Raw genomic sequence first — 19,434 nt, forward strand, 5'->3', positions numbered from 1 at the left:
ACAGGGAGATGGAGTAGGCGACAACCCCGCGGCGCACGGCGTCGAGCGCGCCGTGCGCGGTGTGCCGCACGTGCGAGCCCTCCGGCGCGACCTGGGCGATCTGATCGAGCAGGTCGATGAGCTGGCGCATCCAGCGGACGAAGTCCCCGGCGGTGACTTCCAGCCCGGACTCGGTGAGGACCTTCGCCAGCGACAACCCGGACGCCCAGCCGAACGAGACCCAGACGAATCCGGGCTCGGGCAGGCGCAGAAAGTCGAGCTGGTGCTCGGCCTCGACATCACGTAGCCGGCCGGCGAGGCGGGTCGTCGCGGCCAGCGCCTCCCGCAGCGCCGGATCACCGGGGATCTTCGGCGTGGCCGCGTCCTCGCCGCGAGGTTCGTAGACCAGGGTTGACACGGCCGCGGCGAGCGCGGCGGGCGACAGGTCGTCCCAAACGCCGGCACGCAGGCATTCCGCGACCAGCAGGTCCTGATCGGTGTAGATACGGCCCAGCACGCGGCCGGTGCTGGTGACGGCGTCGCCGCGCAGGTAGCCCAGGGCTTCCAGGGAGGCACACACCCGGTCGAAGATTTTCGCGACGGTGTTCGTGCGGTCGGAGATCCGCCGCTGCAGGACGTCGGTCTCCCGGCGGAGCTTCGCGTGGCGGTCGATCACACGCAGGTGCGCTTCTCTGTCCGGGCAACCGTGCACCGGATGGACCCGCAGCTCACGGCGCAGCCGGGCGAGGTCCGCGTCGTCAGCGGCGGCGGCCCGGGTCCGCGCGCGGCGTCCCACCTCAGGTGGGATCTCGACGTTGTGTAGGGACGAGGCGAGGTCACGTCGGGACTGCGGCGAGCGCGGATTGAACGTCTTGGGGACCCGTACCCGCGCCAGCGCCTCCACCGCCGTGGGAAAGTCGAGCAGCGACAGCCGGCGGACCTGCCGGTCGACCGTGAGGACGACCGGGCGGGGGTCGCCGTTTGCGCCTCCGACCCCCGGGTCGAGCACAACCGCCAGCCCGCTGCGGCGGCCCGCCGGGACACGCACGACATCGCCGACACGCAGCCGGTTCAGTGACTCGACCGCCTCGGCACGACGCCGCGCACTGCCCTCCCGTGACAGCGACGCCTCACGGGCTTTGATCTCCTCACGGAGAGCCGCGTACCGCTCCACCGAACCCTGCGTACACGCCATGCCGGCGGCCAGTTCGTCGAGCGCGCCGTCGTTGCGGCGGACCTGACGGGCCAGACCGACGACCGCGCGGTCGGCCTGGAACTGCGCAAAGGACGACTCAAGCACGCTGCGGGCCTCGGTCCGTCCGAGCCGCCCGACGAGATTGACCGCCATGTTGTACGACGGGCGAAACGACGACCGCAGTGGATACGTACGGGTCGACGCCAGCCCGGCGAGCGCGACCGGGTCGAAACCGGGCTGCCACAGCACGACCGCATGTCCCTCGACATCGATCCCCCGGCGGCCGGCTCGCCCGGTGAGCTGGGTGTACTCCCCCGGGGTGATGTCGGCGCGGGTTTCGCCGTTGAACTTGCTGAGACGTTCCAGCACGACCGTGCGTGCCGGCATGTTGATCCCGAGGGCGAGGGTTTCGGTGGCGAACACGGCGCGTACCAGGCCGCGGACGAACAGGTCCTCGACGACCTCCTTGAAGGTGGGCAGCATTCCGGCGTGGTGCGCGGCGATCCCGCGTTCCAAGCCTTCCAACCACTCCCAGTAGCCGAGGATGCGCAGATCATCCGAGGGGATGCTCGCCGTACGTGACCGCACCTGCTGGCGGATGGCGTCCCGCTCATCCAGGGATGTCAGTGTCAGGCCGGCACGCACACAGGCGGCGACCGCGGCATCGCAGCCCGCGCGACTGAACACGAAGGTAATCGCCGGGAGCAGCCCGGACCGGTCCAGCTGCTTGATGACATCAGGCCGGCTCGGAGCCCAGACGCGGCGCTGCGGTGGCGTGCCCGCTGTGCCGCGACCCGGGCCGCCACCGGGCCGGCCGCGTGGTACGTCGGGACGGCGGCCCTCCTCCCGGGCCAGGCGCACCAGGTCCGGGTTGATCCGCCATCGGGTCGCCGATTGCATCGACGGCCCGCCTGTGGGGCTGTCCCGTGCCGCGTCCCGTCTCTCCTCCCGCGCGTCGTCCCGGGCGTCGTCCCGGGCGTCGTCCCGGGCGTCGTCCCGGGCGTGCAGCACGTCGTCCACGGACAGCGGACCACCGTTGACGAACAGGTCGTGCATCTCCCGGTCAGCCAGGACGTGCTGCCACAGGGGCACCGGACGGTGCTCGCTGACCACGACCCGGGTGTGCCCGCGCACCGTCACCAACCAGTCGGCGAACTCCTCGGCGTTGCTCACGGTTGCAGACAACGACACCAGCTGGACCCGCTGGGGAAGATGGATGATCACTTCTTCCCACACGGCCCCGCGCTGGCGATCGGCGAGGTAGTGGACCTCGTCCATCACGACGAAGGCGAGCCGGCCGAGCCGGTCACGGCCGGTCGGCTCGGCATAGAGCATGTTCCGTAGGACCTCGGTGGTCATGACGACCACCGGTGCATCCGGATTGCGGGAGGTGTCGCCGGTCAGGAGGCCGACCGCGTCGCTTCCGTGGCGGGCGACGAAGTCGGTGTACTTCTGGTTCGACAATGCCTTGATCGGTGTGGTGTAGAAGCAGCGTTGGCCCCGGGCGAGCGCGAGGTGGGCCGCGAACTCGCCGACGATCGTCTTACCGGCACCGGTGGGAGCCGCAACCAGGACGCCCTCTCCGGCTTCGAGGGCTCCGCAGGCTTCACGCTGAAAAGGGTCGAGGCCGAACGGATACCCGCCCAGAAAGTCGGCCAAGGCGCTGGGCATAGCCTGCGGCAAGGCCTCGGGGCCTGGGGAGCCCGCGGGCGCGGTGGACACTTCGTCAGCGTACGGGACCGCCGGCCCGGCGTTCTCCGGAGGCAGAGATGGTCAGGTGACGTCGAGGTGGGCCGCGTTCGACGGCGTGCCGCCGGCGCCCACGCCCGTTCCCACCGGATCACCGATGCTGGAGCGCTCGACCGGCAGCAGTCGGTCGTCCGAAAGATCCTCGGACGGCGGCAGGTCGTCAAGCCCGAGCGGTGAGGTCTCGTCGTCGTCGAGGTCGGCGTACGGAGAGGCGTCGTCACGGCGCGCCTTACGCCGGTCATTGAGCCAACCGATGATGAGCACGACCTCGTACAACAGGCACATCGGCAGGCCGAGAGCGATCATCGTGAACGGGTCCTGGCTCGGCGTGACCACGGCGGCGAACACGAACACGAGGAAGATCTCGGGACGCCGCCACGAGCGCAGCTTGTCCGTACTGACCATACCGGCGAGGTTCAGCATCCCGACCAGGAGCGGCAGCTCGAACGACAGTCCGAAGACGAGCAGCATGGCGATGACGTAGCTGAGGTATTTGTTGACGTCAAGCAGGCTGACCAGGCCGTCCCCGCCGAAACCGAGCAGGAGTTGGAGGCCCTTGCTCAGCGTCAGATAGGCGAGGTAGCCGCCGAAGGTGAACAGTCCCAGGGAAGCGCCGACGAATGCCAGCGACCAGCGCCGCTCGTTTCGGTGCAGGCCGGGCGTGATGAACGACCACAACTGGTAGAGCCAGATCGGGGCCGAAACCACGGCCCCGGCGATCATCGAAATCTTCAACCGGATCATGAAGGCGTCGAGGATGCCGAAGAAGAACAACTGGCACTCTCCGCCGCCGGCGCGGGATTTTGCCGGCAACGCGCAGTACGGCTCCTTGAGGATGTCGAAGATGCGCGGCTCGAAGACGAAGCCGACGACGGTGGCGATGGTGAGCGCGATCAGTGCCTTTGCCAGCCGGTCGCGCAGCTCCCGAAGGTGCTCAGTGAGCGACATCCGGCTGTCTTCGACGGTCCTGGTACGGCGGAACTGCACCGCCTGTACCATCCGCCGCGGTGTGGGCAACCGGGGCACGGGCGGCGACTCCTGCTCCTGGACGAGAGGTCGGTGGATGTGTCAGTGCTTGGAGACGTCGCCCGCCGTGACGGCCTGGCCGTTGGCCGACGAGGCGACACCCGCTGCCGGCTGCTGGGCCGACTGCGGAGCCACGACGGTCTGGCCGGACTCGATCGGACGTGGCGCAGGTGCAGCCTGCGGCTGGGCCTCCGGCTGCGCGGCGGTGGTCTGGTCGTCCTGGGTCAGACCCTTGGTCTCGGCCTTGAAGATGCGCAGGGACCGTCCGACGGAGCGGGCCGCGTCGGGCAGCTTCTTGGTTCCGAACAGCAGGATGACAACAAACGCGATGATCAGAAGCTCGGGGGTACCGAGATTGGCCATGGCATGCGTCCTTCGCTTCGATGTCCGGTCCCGACGACCGGCGCGCGCTTGATGCTACGTCGGCTTGATGCTACGTCGGCTAGCGTGGCCTCGTCAGACAACGGCCCGATGTTGCGCACATGACGGGCTCATAACCAGGACCTGTCGGCTGGTGGCCGGCCCGCACGGCATGGCTGATCAGGCCGATACCCGCTCGCTGAGTTTCGCGGTGACCTCGGCGGCGTCGAGCCGCGCAGTCAATGCCGCCGTCTCCTCGGCGAGGCCGGACAGTCGGTTCTGCAGCTGTGCGACCTCGGCGTTGACCAGGCGTACCCGACCGAACAGGCGGTACGCCAACGCACCGAGCGCAACGAACGTCAACAGGATGAGACCACAGTCGATGAGCAGCCAGAGCACGCGATCAACCTACTCCGCTGTCGGTCGGGGTCGAATGCCGTAGGCCGCCAGAGCCCGGACGGCGACATCGTGGATCTCGGTCGCCAGCTCCGCCGGTTCCACCAGCCGCGCCTGGTCCCCAAGACCCAGTACCAGTCTGCGCAGCCAGCCTGTCTCCGACACTCGCAGCTCGACCAGCAGGTACCCGGCGTCAAGCTCCCGCTGGGACTCGACCGGGTAGTAGTCGGCGACCCACCGGGCCCCTGGATGCAACCTGAGCACGGCCCGACGGTCGTACGGTCCGGGTTGGTAGAGGCTCTCGGCGCTCTCGCGCGGTGTCGCCTCGGGCGGGGGCGCGGCCGGGATGTCCAGAACAGTGACCCCGTGGGAACCGTCTATCCGGTCAAGTCGGAACATCCGGACCGCCTTCGACCGATGGCACCAGCCCTCCAGGTACCAGCGGCCGTCCCGGGCCAGGACCCGCATCGGATCGACATCACGCTCGGTCATTTCGTCGCGGGACCAGACCAGGTACCGAAGGTGCAGCCGCCGCTTGCGGGTGACGGCGTCCTGGACGACGCGCAGGACCTCGTCCTGGGCGTCGAGTTCGACCCGGACCCGGTCGGCTGGCAGGGCGCCGACCGCCTTCTCCAGTTTCGCCACCGCACGGTCGAGGGCGTCGCGGGCAGCCAGCCCGGGAACCTCGGCGAGTGTGCGGGCCGCGACGACCAGCGCCATGGCCTCGTCCGCCGACAGCCGCAGTGGCCGGTCAAGGGTCTGCGGATCGAGCACGGTGACCCCGTCGGCGGAGTAGCTCAGGTCGATGAGGTCACCGGGCGCACCGCCGGGCACGCCGCAGACGAACAGCAGATCGAGATCGTCCCGGAGCTGTCGCACAGTGATCCCGAAGGTCGTGGCGGCCTCCCCGAGGCTGACACCCGGGTGCGCCCGCAGCCATGGCACCAGAGCGAGCAGCCGGCTCAGTCGATCGGTCGTGGATGTCGTGGATGTCGTGGATGCGTTCGTGGGCGTGTTCACGATGTCCCCGTCCCCGTCCCCGTCCCCGGTACGGCGTGGATCCGGGCCGCGTCGGCCAACCGGCGCACCACCTCGTCGCGCAGCTGTCGTGGTCGAACCACCAGCACGTCATCGCCGTACCCCACCACCCAGCGGGCCAGGCGCTCGGTATCGGAGTAGTCGATCTCCACGATGTCCATCCCGTCGGTGTCCGCATCCGCCCCGGCCACGGGGGACAGCGCGCGGGCGTGGCGGCGCAACGCGTGGCCGGTCCCCGGCCGTATCCGTAGCACGGCGGTGCGGATTTGCTCCGGTGGCGCGGACGCCGACACCAGCGCCCGCAGGTCGACGGTGTCGGGCATCCGAACCACCCCGGGCGGCCCGACCGGGCGCACCGTGCCGGTCACCCTGGACAGCCGGAACACCCGGGCCGCGGCCCGATCCCGGTCATGGCCGGCCAGATACCAGCGTCCCCGCCAGGACACCACTCCCCACGGCTCGACCCGGCGTTCGCTCGAACCGGTCTCGGTCGGCTTGCGGTAGGGAAAGCAGATCGCCTGCCCTGCCTGGACCGCGGCGAGGCATGGTGCGAACGCCGGTTCGGTCGTGCCGACGCGGGGTTCCAGACCATCCGGGCCGGGGAGCGTACGGGTCCCCCCGGCCGCGAGTTTGAGCAGCGCGCTCGCGCTCGCGGCCGCAAGCGACGTGCTCGACCACAGCCGGGCGGCGAGTCCGAGAGCGGCCGCCTCATCCGGGTCGAGGGAGATCTCCGGCAGTGCGTAGTCGCTGCGCCGGATGCGGTACCCGACATCGTCGCTGAAGAACGAGTTCGTTCCGGTCTCCAGTGGGATGCCGATGTCGCGCAGGTACTGCTTGTCCCGTTCGAACATCCGGCGAAACGCCTCTTGCTCGTCCGCGGATTCACCCGGGGCGAAACCGTCCACGAGCTCGCCGATTTCAGCGACGGTGAGAAACCGCGATGTTGCCATCAGGCACATCGTCAGGTTCAGCAGCCGTTCCAACCGCCGACGGGACACCGTACGAGGCTAAGTGGTCGGCGCCGGACGTTGTTCGGGGGGTGTCAGCGGGTCGTCGCCTGTGTCGCCGTCAGCCCGACGAGGTCCACGACGAAGACGAGGGTCGAGCTGGCGGGGATCGGTCCCTGCGCGGTGGCGCCGTAGCCGAGGCTGGGCGGGATCACGATCTCCCGGCGGCCGCCGATCTTCATGCCGGCGATGCCCTGTTGGAAACCGGGGATGACACCGTTGAGTGGGAAGATCGCGGCCTGTCCGCGGCTCCAGCTGGAGTCGAATTCGTCGCCGGTGGTCCACAGCGTGCCCACGTACTGCACCGACACGGTGCTCTGCGCGGAGGCAGCCGCACCGGTACCGACCACGAGGTCTCTGGTGACCAGCGTGGCCGCAGGCGTGCCGGAGCCAGCCGCGATCGTCGGCTTGGCCTTGAGATCGGTCGCGCCGGTGACCGCGGGCAGGCCGGCGCTGAGGGTGTCCGCCACCCGTACGGGCGCGGCTTTGGTCCCGTCCGGCGCGGTCGACGTGCTGCAGGCGGCGAGTGCGGCGGCCAGCAGGACCGCTGAGAGCGCAGCGGACAGGCATCTGGCCGCGGCCGGCGCGATGATCGCTTTTCTCGCGCGGCCGGCGGCCTGCGCAGTGGAGAGACAGACGCCCCGGGTGGGGCGGCGAAGGTCGGTCACAGGTAGGTGGTCCTCACATACTGGCGATGAGCTTGTCGACTCGGTCGTCGACGGAACGGAAGGGATCCTTGCACAGCACCGTGCGCTGAGCCTGGTCGTTGAGTTTGAGATGCACCCAGTCGACCGTGAAGTCACGCCGTTTTTCCTGAGCCCGCTTGATGAACTCACCACGCAGCCGCGCCCGGGTGGTCTGCGGCGGGATGGACTTCGCCTCGAAAATGTCAAGGTCACGACTGACCCGCTCCACCAGCCCGGCCCGCTCCATCCGGTAGTACAGGCCGCGCTGGCGATGGATGTCGTGGTATTTCAGGTCCAACTCGGCGATCCGTGGCGAGGCCAGGGACAGACCGTGCCGATGACGGAACCGGTCGATCAGCACGTACTTCGTCACCCAGTCGATCTCGCGGGCGACCAGCTCCAGGTCGTCGGTCTCGATCGCGAGAAGTGTCCGGCCCCACAGGTCCAGAACACGTTTGGCGACCGCGTCCCCGCCGCGGCGCTCGACGAACTCGACCGCCTTGCCGAAGTACTCACGCTGGATCTCCAGAGCGCTGGCTTCACGACCGTTGGCCAGTTTGATCTTGCGCTGGCAGGTCATGTCGTGGCTGACCTCCCGGATCGCCCGGATCGGGTTTTCCAGGGACATGTCCCGCAGCACCACGCCCGCCTCGATCATGCGCAGGACGAGGTCGGTCGAGCCGATCTTGAGCAGGGTGGTGGTCTCGCTCATGTTGGAGTCGCCGACGATCACGTGTAGGCGCCGGAACCGTTCGGCGTCCGCGTGCGGTTCGTCCCGGGTGTTGATGATCGGACGGGATCTGGTCGTCGCCGACGACACCGACTCCCAGATGTGTTCCGCGCGCTGTGAGACGCAGTAGACCGCGCCGCGGGGGGTCTGGAGCACCTTGCCCGCCCCGCACAGGACCTGCCTGCTCACCAGGAACGGCACCAGGACGTCCGCGAGCCGGCTGAACTCGCCGTGTCGGCCCACGAGGTAGTTCTCATGGCAACCGTAGCTGTTCCCGGCGGAGTCGGTGTTGTTCTTGAACAGGTGGATGTCCCCGGCGATGCCCTCCTCGCGCAGTCGTCGTTCCGCCTCGACCAGCAGCCCCTCCAGGATGCGCTCGCCGGCCTTGTCATGGGTGACGAGATCGGGAACGGAGTCGCACTCGGGGGTGGCGTACTCGGGATGGCTGCCGACGTCGAGATAGAGCCGGGCGCCGTTCTTCAGGAAGACGTTGCTGCTGCGACCCCAGGACACGACACGTCGGAACAGGTACCGCGCCACCTCGTCCGGTGACAGCCTGCGCTGCCCACGAAAGACACAGGTGACGCCGTACTCGTTCTCAAGGCCGAAGATGCGGCGATCCACACCGACGACCCTATGCTTCGTGCGCGCCACGGTGTGGCCGGACGCCCGCACCGGCACGTTCGTCGCGGTGGCGGCGGTATGTTCGAATGGGCCGGCCGCGGGCAGGATGGCGGCCATGACGTTGGAGACCAACCAGTTGGACACCAACCAGCCGAACACCGGCCAGTTGCGGACCGTGACGACGGTGGGTGGCGTCGCTACGGCGACCGTGGTCGCGCCGGCCGCGGACGACCCGCCGGACGGCGGCGTCATCGTGGTTCACGACGCCCGGGGCATCACGCCTTACCTCACCTCGGTCTGCGAATTGCTGGCGCAGGCCGGCTGGCTCGCCGTCGCGCCGCATCTCTACCACCGGGACGGCATCGCCGAGGTCGACCCGACCGGTGGTTGGCCCAGCGCGGGCACGCAGATGGGCACCCTGACCGGTCCGGGCATCATGGCGGACACCGACGCATGCCTGGCCCACCTCGCGGACAACGGCTTCGGCCCCGAGCGGACAGCAGTGATCGGCTTCTGCATGGGTGGGACGGTGGCGCTGTTGACCGCGACCCGGCACGCCATGGGCGCGGCCGTTTCGTTCTACGGCGGCGGCGTGAGTACGCCGTACTGGGACGGCGTCGCACCATTGCTGGACATCGCACCCTCGTTGCGTACGCCCTGGCTCGGCCTCTACGGCGTGGACGACGCGCTGATCAGCCAGGCGGAGATCGAGGCATTGCGGGCGGCGGCCACGACGGCGGCGGTACCGACCATGCTGATCAGCTACCCCGGCGCCGGGCACGCCTTCCACAGCCACGACCGGGCTGCGGTCCACCGACCCGAGGCGGCGCAGGACGCTTGGAACAGGACACTGGATTGGCTTCGCCGCAGCCCCGCCGGGGTCGGATGACAGGACTGCGGCACGCCTCAGATGAGTGTCCCTACTGGTCGTCCTGGTTGTCCTCGTTCTCGTCTGCGGTTTCGGCGAGCAGGACGTCGAGTTGCGCGCCGGAGATGCGCTTGAACAGCCGGCGGTTGCGGGTGCGGTCGAGCATGGCCACCTCAAGGTTCGCCGACGACAGGGTGCGGTCGCCGTTACCACCCGCGGGCGTGCCGGCTCGCAGCGCATTCGCGGCCACCCGCAGTGCGGTGGCGAGCGGCTGCCCGTCGGTGTGGTGTTCCTTCAGCGAGGCATTGACTTGTTCGGACTGCCCGCCGATGGCCACGAACCCACGTTCGTCCGCGATTGACCCGTCGTAGGTGAGCCGGTAGATCTGATCGTTCCCGGCCGCCGCGCCGACCTCCGCGACGACGATCTCCACCTCGTACGGTTTGATGCTGTCGGTGAACAAGGTGCCCAGTGTCTGGGCGTACCAGTTGGCCAGCGCCCGCCCGGTCACGTCGCGACGGTCGTACATGTAGCCGCGGACGTCCATCATGCGCACACCCGCGGTCCGCAGGTTCTCGAACTCGTTGTACTTGCCGACCGCGGCGAACGCGATCCGATCGTAGATCTCACTGATCTTGTGGAGGGTCGACGAGGGATTCTCGGCCACGAACAGGATGCCGTCGGTATAGGTCAGCACCACGACACTACGGCCGCGGGCGATGCCCTTACGGGCGTACTCGGACTTGTCCCGGACCAGTTGTTCCGGGCTGGCATAGCCGAAGGGCATGGTCATGTCAGCCTCCCGGGTTCGTCATGCGGTCGGCGACGACGGCCTCGACGACAGCGCCCACCTCGTCGTCGGGGAAGCGGCGGAAGCCGTCTGCGGTCACCGAGGCGACCACCGGGTAGAGCCGGCGGATGAGGTCGGGGCCGCCGGTCGCGGAGTCGTCGTCGGCGGCGTCGTAGAGCGCCTCGATGCACACCCGCACGGCCGCCTCCGGGGTCAGGTCGGCCCGGACGAGTTTCTTGAGCGCACCGCGGGCGAAGACCGAGCCGGAACCGATCGCCTGGAAGGAACTGTCCTCGGCCCTGGAACCGGTGATGTCGTAGGAGAAGATCCGTCCCTTGCCGGCGTCGAGGTCGTAGCCGGCATACAGCGGGACGACCGCGAGCCCCTGCAGAGCCATGCCGAGATTATTTTTGATCATGAATGACAGGCGGTTGGCCTTGGCATCCAGGCTGAGAGTGGAACCCTCGATCTTCTCGTAGTGCTCGAGCTCGACCTGGTACAGGCGGATGAGGTCCGCGCCGATCCCGGCCGTGCCCGCGTACCCGACGCAGGAGTACTCGTCGGCGTGGAACACCTTCTCGACGTCGCGTTGTGCGATCACGTTCCCCATGGTCGCGCGGCGGTCACCGGCCATGATCACGCCGCCGGGAAACGCCACCGCCACGATCGTCGTGCCGTGGGTCACCTCGGTGACTGCGACCGGCAGCCGCTCGCGCGCGCCCGGTAGCAGATTGGGTGCGGCCGTGGCCAGGAACTCGGTGAACGACGACGTTCCCGGTGTCATGAACACAGACGGTAGACGCCCCGCGGCTCCCGCTGGATCAGCCACAAATCCCCCTTCAGATAGTCGATTGTTCGGGCCAGCACGAGGCTGTCTGGGGCCTCCGGGCGCGCGCGAAGAACCATGATCGCATATGCCTTCGGCCTACCTGCTGGTCGTCGGTGAGGTTACCGATCATTCAAGAAGAGCTGCCTACTCCCCCCCTTTTTGTACGTAGCCCTTCACGAACTCCTCGGCGTTCTCCTCGAGTACGTCGTCGATCTCGTCGAGCAGGGAATCGACGTCCTCGGACAGCTTCTCGTGCCGTTCCTTGAGGTCGCTGGCGCTGGACTCCTCGACCTCGACCTCGACCTCGTCGGTCTGGTCCGTCCGACGTCCCGAGCGCTGCTGACCCCCGCCAGTGTCCTTGGTAGCCATGAGACCCTCCTTCGATCGTGATGGAGCGACACTATCCCCGGGCTCCGACATCCTGAACCGCTTACCGCCGCCGCCGACCGCACCATGGCGGTGGCGGTAAGCGGTGGCGAGAGTGCGGGGCCGCGTGAGAGCCCCACTTCATCACGATCCGGGCCGCCCGTCGCGACGTCCGCCCACGGCGCAACACGCCCATGGTCACCGCCCGCGCCCCCGCACCAGCGCAATCCCCCCCGGCCGAGGGTTGCGGCGAGCGGTGTCCGCCGCGGGGCGTGGGGGGTGATGCGATCGAAGATCCGCCGGACCGGCCCTCGAACCGGCCCTAGAAGGCCCTAGAAGGCCCTAGCCCTTGGCGAGCGCGTCCACGAGGTCCAAGGCGGTCGGGCAGCGCGCCAGCAGCTCACCGACATGCGCCCGGGTTCCCCGCAGTGGCTCCAAGGTGGGTACCCGTTGCAGGGAGTCACGCCCGACATCGAAGATGACCGAGTCCCACGACGCGGCGGCGACCTGCTGGGGGTACAGCGCCAGGCACCGGCCGCGGAAGAACGCCCGGGTGTCGTGCGGGGGCTCGGTCATGGCGCGGACGATCTCGGCCTCGTCGAGCAGCACGTCGACCCGCCCGCGGGCCGCCAAGCGGTTGTAGAGGCCCTTGTCGGGCCGTACGTCGGAGTACTGCAGGTCGACCAGCTGGAGACGGGGAGCGTCCCAACCGATGCCGTCACGGGCTCGGTAGCCCTCCAGGATGGCGAGCTTGGCGACCCAGTCCAGCTCCCGGGAGCAGTTCATCGGGTCATCCTCAAGGCGCACCAGGACCGACTCCCAGCGCGCCAGCACATCCGCGGTCTGGGCGTCCAGATCGGTGCCGAAGCGGTCCTCGACGTACTTGCGGGCCTGCTCCAGATACTCCATCTGCAGCTGGACGGCGGTCATCTTCCGGCCGTCCCCGAGCGTCAGCAGGTGGCGCAGGGACGGGTCGTGGGAGACCGCACGCAGGCCGGTCACGGGATTGTCGACGGTCAGGTCGACGTCGAGCCAGGAGTCCTCGATCATCGCGAGGACGAGAGAGGTGGTCCCGATCTTGAGATAGGTCGAGATCTCGCTCATGTTCGCGTCGCCGATGATCACGTGGAGGCGGCGGTACTTCTCCGGATCCGCGTGCGGCTCGTCCCGGGTGTTGATGATCGGGCGCTTGAGGGTTGTCTCCAACCCGACCTCGACCTCGAAGAAGTCGGCCCGCTGGCTGAGCTGGAAACCGGCCTGGCGGCCGTCCACCCCGATGCCGACCCGCCCGGCGCCGCACACGACCTGTCTGGAGACGAAGAACGGGATGAGATGGCGGACGATGTTGCCGAACGGCGTGGAGCGGGCCATGAGGTAGTTCTCGTGGCAGCCGTAGGAGACGCCCTTGTTGTCCGTGTTGTTCTTGTACAGGTGTACGGGCATCGTGCCCGGCACCGACAGCGCCCGTCGTGCCGCCTCGGCCATCACCCGTTCGCCGGCCTTGTCCCACAGCACCGCGTCGCGAGGGTTGGTCACCTCGGGCGTGGAGTACTCGGGGTGGGCGTGGTCGACGTAGAGGCGCGCACCGTTGGTGAGGATGACGTTGGCAAGCCCCAGGTCGTCCTCGTTGGCGGGTGCTGATGGATCGGCCACGGGCTCGCGAGGAAGCTCGAAGCCACGCGCGTCGCGCAGCGGTGACTCCTCTTCGAAGTCCCACCGAGCCCGGCTGCCGCCGGTTGCCTGTCGGTTGGCGTAGGAGTTGACCACCAACGACGAGGCAAGCATCTGGTTGGTGGTTGGCTGACCGGGCACCGACACGCCGTACTCGGTCTCGGCTCCCATGATCCGGCGAACGCTCACACCCTCAGCGTAGGTGCTTTGAGCCCGCGCCGAGACCTGGACCCGATGGGTGACGCCCCACGGCAGCCCGGCGGATCCTGCGAAAGCAGGCCGAGTAGTGCGCTTCCAACACCCTACGAACTGCCAACTGTGCTGGTCCGGGCCCTAGGGCCGGCCCGATGGATCTTTGATCGGATCGATGCCCGGCAGCATCAAGGCCCGGCAGCGGAGATCCCGGGACCCGCAGTGGCGATCGGGGGGGCGCGGGAACGCCGACGGCGGGGAGGGTGCAGGGACATCCCCCGCCCTCCCCGCCGTCGGCGCACAGCCCGGGCGCGCCAACGCCCGGACTTCCACGGCAAAGATCGATTACAGGTACTGGCCCGTGTTGGCGATCGTGTCGATGGATCGGCCCGCCTCGGTGCCCTTGGTGCCGGTGATGAGCGTGCGGATGTAGACGATCCGCTCGCCCTTCTTGCCCGAGATGCGTGCCCAGTCGTCCGGGTTGGTCGTGTTGGGCAGGTCCTCGTTCTCCTTGAACTCGTCGATGCAGGCGTTGAGCAGGTGCTGCATGCGCAGTCCCTTGACGCCTCCCTCGATGAGTTGCTTGACCGCCATCTTCTTGGCCCGGGCGACGATATTCTCGATCATCGCACCGGAGTTGAAGTCCTTGAAGTACAGGACTTCCTTGTCGCCGTTGGCGTAGGTGACCTCGAGGAAGCGGTTCTCCTCCGTCTCGGCGTACATCCGCTCGACAACCCGCTGGATCATGCCCTGGCAGGTCGCCTCCCGGCTGCTGCCGTGTTCAGCGAGATCCTCCGGATGCAAGGGGAGGTCCGGCGTCACGTACTTGGCGAAGATGTCCTTGGCCGCTTCGGCGTCGGGACGTTCAACCTTGATCTTCACGTCCAGTCGTCCCGGCCGCAGGATCGCCGGGTCGATCATGTCCTCGCGGTTGGACGCGCCGATCACGATCACGTTTTCCAGCTGTTCGACGCCGTCGATCTCGCTGAGCAGCTGTGGGACGATCGTGTTCTCGACATCTGAGGACACCCCGGACCCGCGGGTCCGGAAGATCGAGTCCATCTCGTCGAAGAACACGATCACAGGCATGCCCTCGGACGCCTTCTCACGCGCCCGCTGGAACACCAACCGGATCTGCCGTTCGGTCTCGCCGACGTACTTGTTCAGCAGCTCCGGACCCTTGATGTTCAGGAAGAAGGCCCGTCCGCTGCCCTGGCCGGTCAGGGCCTCGACCTTCTTCGCGAGCGAGTTGGCCACCGCCTTGGCGATGAGTGTCTTGCCGCACCCGGGCGGGCCGTAGAGCAGGACACCCTTCGGCGGCTTCAACTTGTGTTCGAGGAAGAGGTCCTTGTAGAGGAACGGCAGTTCGACGGCATCGCGGATCGACTCGATCTGACCCTTGAGGCCACCGATCTGTTCGTAGCCGATATCCGGGACCTCTTCGAGCACCAACTCCTCTACCTCGGACTTGGGGATGCGCTCGAAGGCGTACCCGGACCGGGTCTCGACCAGCAGTGAGTCACCGGCCCGCAGTCGCCCGTCCAGCAGGGGCTGGGCGAGCATGACCACGCGCTCCTCGTCGGTGTGGCCGATGACCAGGGCTCGGTCGCCGCTTTCCAGGATCTCCTTGAGCAGGACGATGTCACCGTGGCGTTCGAACGCACGTGCGTCGACGACGTTGAGCGCCTCGTTGAGCATGACCTCCTGCCCGGGACTCAGTTCGGCGACACTGACGTTCGGCGACACCGTGACCCGCAGCTTGCGGCCCTGGGTGAACACGTCGACGGTGCTGTCGTCGTACGACCCGATGAAGATCCCATAGCCGCTGGGTGGCTGGGCGAGTCGGTCAACCTCCTCCTTCAGCGCGATGATCTGATCGCGAGCTTCGCGTAGCGTGGCCACGAGCTTGTCGTTCTGCCCGCTGACACCGGCGAGATCCGCCTGTGTCTCAGCCAATCGTTCCTCGAGGGCACGGACCTGCCGCGGGGATTCGTTGAGTCTCCGTCGCAACATGGCCACCTCCTCCTCGAGGAAGGCGACCTGAGTTGTGAGCTCGTGCACTTCCTTCTCGTATGCCGACGCTCGTGAATCTCCATCACCTGGACGACCCGAGCTCCCACCGGAGCCAGAGCCCGAACGGGGACCGGACACCGCGCCTCCACCTCCCCCGTGCTGACCGGGACGCACCCAACACTACCGTTGTGACCGCCGCTGGCACGCCTGTCTGACGACTACGAGCCTGCTTTGCCGTAAACAGCGAGTTACGGTGCCATGGTGACAGAAGATCGGAGCTCTGTGGCAACGCCCACGAATCTCACCGAAGCAGCGATGGCGTCGACGTTGCGGGTACGCATCGACCAGGACGCCTGTACCGGGGACGGGCTCTGTGTTCAGCTTGCCCCGGCCGTCTTCGAGTTCGATGTTGACGGTCTGGCCTACGTGAAGGGGCCGGACGGGCAACTGCGCACGAAGACCGGCGAATCGGTGCCGGTGCCGCTGCCGCTCGTTGACGACGTCGTCGCGGCCGCGGACGACTGCCCGGGCACCTGCATCTACGTGCAGCGCCCCGATGGCACCCTTGAGGCCGGACCGGGCGTCTGAGGTCTGCTGCGGCTCGTGCGTCCCGTGTCAGGAATCCGACAGCATGACATCGACGGACGCGACATCGACGGAATCGGGCGGCGGGGACGCCTGCTCGCCCGGTTCGGGCCGGGCACCCTTGGCGGGTCGGCGCCGCCGTGGCGGCGGGGTGACCCCGTCCGCGAGCCGCCGGGCCGTCACCAGGAAACCGGTGTGACCGACCATCCGATGATCCGGGCGTACGGCCAGGCCGTCCACATGCCAGGTGCGCATCATCGACTCCCACGCGACCGGTTCGGCGAACGTCCCGTACTCGCGCAGCGCCTCGACCACCCGCCCGAGCTGGGTGGTGGTGGCCACGTAGGCGCAGACGACCCCGCCGGGCACCAGCGCGGCGCTCACCGCGTCCAGCACGTCCCACGGGGCCAGCATGTCCAGCACCACCCGGTCCATGTCCCGTTCGGCCGCCTCGGCCAGGTCGCCCACCCGCAGTGTGTGGGCGGGATGCGGCCCACCGAAGAAGGTCTCGATGTTCTTCTGGGCGATCGCGGCGAAATCGGGCCGCCGTTCGTAGGAGACGAGGTGTCCGGTGTCGCCGACAGCCCGCAGCAACGAGCATGACAGTGCTCCCGAACCCACGCCGGCCTCCAGCACCCGCGCGCCGGGAAAGAGGTCGGCATAGGCCACGATCTGCGCGGCGTCCTTGGGATAGACCACGGCCGCGCCGCGTGGCATCGACAGGACGAAGTCGCTCAGCAACGGGCGCAGCGCCAGATACGGTGTTCCACCCGTGCTTGTCACGACCACGCCCTCCTCGCGGCCGATCAGGTCGTCGTGCTCGATCGCACCGGCGTGGGTGTGGAACTGGCGGCCCGGCTCCAGCAGGACGGTGTGGCGTCGCCCCTTGGGGTCGGTCAGCTGGACACGATCACCCTTGGTGAATTCGCCGCGACGGTGTGCCGCGCCGGTCGGCGGCCGGTTCACTTTCCGGCCGCCGATCTGGCTGCGCTCGCCGGGTCGATGCGGGCGACCAGGTCGACCATGGCGAGGACGCCGACGGGGCGTCCGTCCTGCGTCACCAGGTACTCGGACGCGGGTGTGCTGCGCACGGCTGCCAACAGATCTTCGCCTTCCAGTTCGGCGGCCAGCACCATGCCGGGTTCGAGCGTACGGCTGACCTCATCCACGGTCATCCACGGCCGGCGGTGTTCGGGTAGGGCGTCCACGGCCGAGCCGTTCATGACCTTCACGGGTGTCCCGGCGGAGTCGACGACGGCCACCGCGCTGGCCCCGAGCTCGCGCGCCTGCGCCAGCGCCGCCGCGAGCGGCACGGCAGCCTCCACCGGTAGCGTGCGGCGCGCGAGCCGACCGGCGGACACCCCTGGCAGGCGCATCCGGAGCTGTGCCTGGCGCAACAGTTGATATGCCCCGATACCGATGAACGCGCTGATGCCGAGCAGGTAGACACCGCCGAAGTCACTGCCAGGAGCGACCAGGCTCCACAGCGCCAGCAGGCCGGCGACCACGAAACCGCCGTAGGCGCCGACCTGGATGCCCCGGAGCTTGTTCTTGGTGACGCCCCAGACCGCGGCCACGACCAGCCGGCCTCCGTCCAGGGGCAGCCCGGGCGCGAGATTCAACACGCAGAACGCAACGTTGGTCACGGTGAGGTCGAGGATCACGACACCGGGCTGCGTGCCGCTGTCCACCACCGTCAGCACGGCGAAGCCCACGGCCGCGAGCAGGCCGTTCATGGCCGGGCCCGCGCCTGCCACCAGGAATTCGCGCACGGGTGTCTGCGGTTCGGGTGAGATCTCGGTGAACCCGGCGAATCCGTGCACGGTCACCGCCCGTACCCCGAGGCCGAACCCGAGCGCGACGAGGCAATGGCCAAGCTCGTGGACGACCAGGGATGCCACGAATCCGGCCGCGGTGATGGCGGCCAACAGGTACAGGCGATCGTCGGCGACATCGGGCAGGCGGTCGCGATTGGGGCCGATCAACAGCCAGCAGATGATGACGGCGAACACGAGCGCCAGCGGAGACAGGTATACCGGCACGCCGCGGACCCGCCCGATCAGCAAGCCGGGCGCGCGACGAGGCTGCTCACCGCCGCTGCCCGCAACGGGAGGGCGCTCACGGTGGACCTGGTCAGGCTGATCGGCCATGTCTGCGATGCTACGGCTTCCCCCGGATAGCGGCTCCGGCGATCGCGCTCGATCGGGTTGGCGTCGGGTGGGGGCTCCGCCGCGATCCGGGGACCCCGAGCTCCAAGGCTGTGGCCGGATTGTCGGAGCGGCCGCCTATGGTCCCAAGCCATGGAGCCATCCGTGGTAGGTGCCGACACATCCGCTGGGCAGGCCGCGTCCGCTGGGCAGGCTCCGTCTCCGGCGGGCGAGATTCGCATCGTCGGCTCGCTTTCGCCGTCGCGGGCGGGCGACTTCATGAGCTGTCCGCTGCGCTACCGGTTCCGGGTGGTGGACCGGCTGCCCGAACCGCCGAGTTCAGCCATGGTGCGCGGAACGGTCGTCCACTCGGTGCTGGAACGGCTGTTCGACCATCCGCCTCCCGAGCGCACGCCGGCCGCGGCCGAAGCGCTGCTGGAACCGGCCTGGCGCGATCTGCTCGCCCGGGAACCGGAACTCAGCGGGTTGTTCGCGGACGACACCGAGCGGGCGGCATGGATGGATTCGGCCCGGGTGCTGCTCGCCGGGTACTTCAGCCTGGAGGATCCGGCGCGTCTCGCACCGGCCGCCCGGGAGCTCTACGTCGAGCACGTGCTCGCATCCGGGGTACGCCTTCGCGGGTACATCGACCGTCTCGACGAGGCGAGGACTCCCGACGGCGTGGCGCTGCGGGTCGTCGACTACAAGACCGGGCGCGCTCCGGGACCGGCGTTCGAAGGCTCGGCGCTGTTCCAGATGAAGTTCTACGCCTACCTGGTCTGGCGGATCCGCGGCGTGGTCCCTCGTGAACTGCGGCTCTACTACCTCGGGGATCGCAGCTGGCTACGGGTCGTACCCGATGAGGCGGATCTGCGGGCGACCGAACGGAAGATCGACGCGCTGTGGTCCGCGATCAACCGGGCCCATCGCACGGGTGACTGGCGGGCGACCCCGAGCAAGCTGTGCGACTGGTGTGACCACAAGGCACGGTGCCCCGCATTCGGTGGCACGCCGCCGCCGCTGCCCGCACCCGATGGCACGGCCGGCGTGGGGGCTGATGAGCCCGCGCCGCCGGTATGTGAGGCAGCTGGATGACAGCCGGGTGACAACGGTGTGTCGGTGTGGGTCGACTCGGTTTAACGCAAGTTGCGTTGGAAGAATCTTCTGACATGTGCGGTGTATT

At 68.4% G+C, this 19,434-nt stretch carries 18 protein-coding genes; 3 read left to right on the plus strand and 15 right to left on the minus strand.

Annotated features, from left to right (window positions below; translation table 11 throughout):
- From U9979_RS12090 to pafA, 8 genes are all read right to left on the minus strand, one after another.
- Positions 1-2,845 (minus strand): DEAD/DEAH box helicase (locus U9979_RS12090; RefSeq protein ID WP_322779463.1); only part of this gene is annotated, 2,845 nt, incomplete at its 3' end.
- Between the two features lie 102 nt (positions 2,846-2,947).
- The gene (gene tatC, locus U9979_RS12095; RefSeq protein WP_322779464.1) at positions 2,948-3,949 is read right to left on the minus strand and encodes a twin-arginine translocase subunit TatC; all 1,002 of its coding nucleotides are present in this window, start codon (positions 3,947-3,949) and stop codon (positions 2,948-2,950) included.
- A gap of 42 nt (positions 3,950-3,991) precedes the next feature.
- The gene (tatA, locus tag U9979_RS12100; protein ID WP_322779465.1) at positions 3,992-4,312 is read right to left on the minus strand and encodes a Sec-independent protein translocase subunit TatA; all 321 of its coding nucleotides are present in this window, start codon (positions 4,310-4,312) and stop codon (positions 3,992-3,994) included.
- Between the two features lie 177 nt (positions 4,313-4,489).
- Positions 4,490-4,708, minus strand: coding sequence for a hypothetical protein (locus U9979_RS12105; protein WP_322779466.1), 219 nt, complete (start codon positions 4,706-4,708; stop codon positions 4,490-4,492).
- A 9-nt stretch (positions 4,709-4,717) separates the two neighbouring features.
- Positions 4,718-5,725, minus strand: a complete 1,008-nt coding sequence (locus U9979_RS12110) for a WYL domain-containing protein (protein ID WP_322779467.1) — start codon at positions 5,723-5,725, stop codon at positions 4,718-4,720.
- Positions 5,722-6,741, minus strand: coding sequence for a helix-turn-helix transcriptional regulator (locus tag U9979_RS12115; RefSeq protein ID WP_416220025.1), 1,020 nt, complete (start codon positions 6,739-6,741; stop codon positions 5,722-5,724). Before U9979_RS12115 ends, U9979_RS12110 begins: the two co-directional genes overlap by 4 nt.
- 44 nt (positions 6,742-6,785) lie before the next feature.
- Positions 6,786-7,418: an FKBP-type peptidyl-prolyl cis-trans isomerase gene (locus tag U9979_RS12120; protein ID WP_322779469.1), complete on the minus strand. Its 633-nt coding sequence runs from the start codon at positions 7,416-7,418 to the stop codon at positions 6,786-6,788.
- A 13-nt stretch (positions 7,419-7,431) separates the two neighbouring features.
- Positions 7,432-8,790: a Pup--protein ligase gene (pafA, locus tag U9979_RS12125; RefSeq protein WP_322755154.1), complete on the minus strand. Its 1,359-nt coding sequence runs from the start codon at positions 8,788-8,790 to the stop codon at positions 7,432-7,434.
- Between the two features lie 115 nt (positions 8,791-8,905).
- Between pafA and U9979_RS12130 the strand changes: the two genes are divergently transcribed.
- Positions 8,906-9,679, plus strand: coding sequence for a dienelactone hydrolase family protein (locus tag U9979_RS12130; RefSeq protein ID WP_322779470.1), 774 nt, complete (start codon positions 8,906-8,908; stop codon positions 9,677-9,679).
- A 31-nt stretch (positions 9,680-9,710) separates the two neighbouring features.
- On the opposite strand, the gene prcA is transcribed toward U9979_RS12130, so the two are convergent.
- The 5 genes from prcA to arc form a co-directional block, all read right to left on the minus strand.
- Positions 9,711-10,451: a proteasome subunit alpha gene (gene prcA, locus U9979_RS12135; protein ID WP_322779471.1), complete on the minus strand. Its 741-nt coding sequence runs from the start codon at positions 10,449-10,451 to the stop codon at positions 9,711-9,713.
- 1 nt (position 10,452) lies between these two features.
- Entirely contained in the window at positions 10,453-11,232 is a 780-nt protein-coding gene (prcB, locus tag U9979_RS12140; RefSeq protein WP_416220036.1) for a proteasome subunit beta, read from the minus strand.
- A gap of 189 nt (positions 11,233-11,421) precedes the next feature.
- Positions 11,422-11,646 (minus strand): ubiquitin-like protein Pup, encoded by a 225-nt coding sequence (locus U9979_RS12145; protein ID WP_322755140.1) that lies wholly within the window; start codon positions 11,644-11,646, stop codon positions 11,422-11,424.
- A 339-nt stretch (positions 11,647-11,985) separates the two neighbouring features.
- Positions 11,986-13,503, minus strand: a complete 1,518-nt coding sequence (dop, locus tag U9979_RS12150; RefSeq protein ID WP_416220029.1) for a depupylase/deamidase Dop — start codon at positions 13,501-13,503, stop codon at positions 11,986-11,988.
- A 348-nt stretch (positions 13,504-13,851) separates the two neighbouring features.
- Positions 13,852-15,657: a proteasome ATPase gene (gene arc, locus U9979_RS12155; protein WP_322779473.1), complete on the minus strand. Its 1,806-nt coding sequence runs from the start codon at positions 15,655-15,657 to the stop codon at positions 13,852-13,854.
- Positions 15,658-15,777: 120 nt separating this feature from the next.
- Between arc and U9979_RS12160 the strand changes: the two genes are divergently transcribed.
- Positions 15,778-16,107, plus strand: coding sequence for a ferredoxin (locus U9979_RS12160; protein WP_416220031.1), 330 nt, complete (start codon positions 15,778-15,780; stop codon positions 16,105-16,107).
- Between the two features lie 27 nt (positions 16,108-16,134).
- Here the strand turns inward: U9979_RS12160 and U9979_RS12165 are convergent, their stop codons facing one another.
- Positions 16,135-17,070: a tRNA (adenine-N1)-methyltransferase gene (locus U9979_RS12165; protein WP_322779475.1), complete on the minus strand. Its 936-nt coding sequence runs from the start codon at positions 17,068-17,070 to the stop codon at positions 16,135-16,137.
- Positions 17,067-18,254, minus strand: coding sequence for a site-2 protease family protein (locus tag U9979_RS12170; protein WP_322755136.1), 1,188 nt, complete (start codon positions 18,252-18,254; stop codon positions 17,067-17,069). Before U9979_RS12170 ends, U9979_RS12165 begins: the two co-directional genes overlap by 4 nt.
- 150 nt (positions 18,255-18,404) lie before the next feature.
- Between U9979_RS12170 and U9979_RS12175 the strand changes: the two genes are divergently transcribed.
- Positions 18,405-19,346, plus strand: a complete 942-nt coding sequence (locus tag U9979_RS12175) for a PD-(D/E)XK nuclease family protein (RefSeq protein ID WP_416220034.1) — start codon at positions 18,405-18,407, stop codon at positions 19,344-19,346.
- The last annotated feature ends 88 nt before the right edge of the window (positions 19,347-19,434 follow it).

This window comes from Protofrankia sp. Cas4 (assembly GCF_963555915.1).
Classification (GTDB): domain Bacteria; phylum Actinomycetota; class Actinomycetes; order Frankiales; family Frankiaceae; genus Protofrankia.

What these genes read in the sequence shown, in the direction of transcription:
- tatA (WP_322779465.1), bottom strand. Translation starts at nt 4,312, where the DNA reads ATGGCCAATCTCGGTACCCCCGAGCTTCTGATCATCGCGTTTGTTGTC.
- U9979_RS12130 (WP_322779470.1), top strand. Translation starts at nt 8,906, where the DNA reads ATGACGTTGGAGACCAACCAGTTGGACACCAACCAGCCGAACACCGGC.
- prcA (WP_322779471.1), bottom strand. Translation starts at nt 10,451, where the DNA reads ATGACCATGCCCTTCGGCTATGCCAGCCCGGAACAACTGGTCCGGGAC.
- prcB (WP_416220036.1), bottom strand. Translation starts at nt 11,232, where the DNA reads ATGACACCGGGAACGTCGTCGTTCACCGAGTTCCTGGCCACGGCCGCA.
- U9979_RS12145 (WP_322755140.1), bottom strand. Translation starts at nt 11,646, where the DNA reads ATGGCTACCAAGGACACTGGCGGGGGTCAGCAGCGCTCGGGACGTCGG.
- U9979_RS12160 (WP_416220031.1), top strand. Translation starts at nt 15,778, where the DNA reads ATGGTGACAGAAGATCGGAGCTCTGTGGCAACGCCCACGAATCTCACC.
- U9979_RS12170 (WP_322755136.1), bottom strand. Translation starts at nt 18,254, where the DNA reads ATGGCCGATCAGCCTGACCAGGTCCACCGTGAGCGCCCTCCCGTTGCG.
- U9979_RS12175 (WP_416220034.1), top strand. Translation starts at nt 18,405, where the DNA reads ATGGAGCCATCCGTGGTAGGTGCCGACACATCCGCTGGGCAGGCCGCG.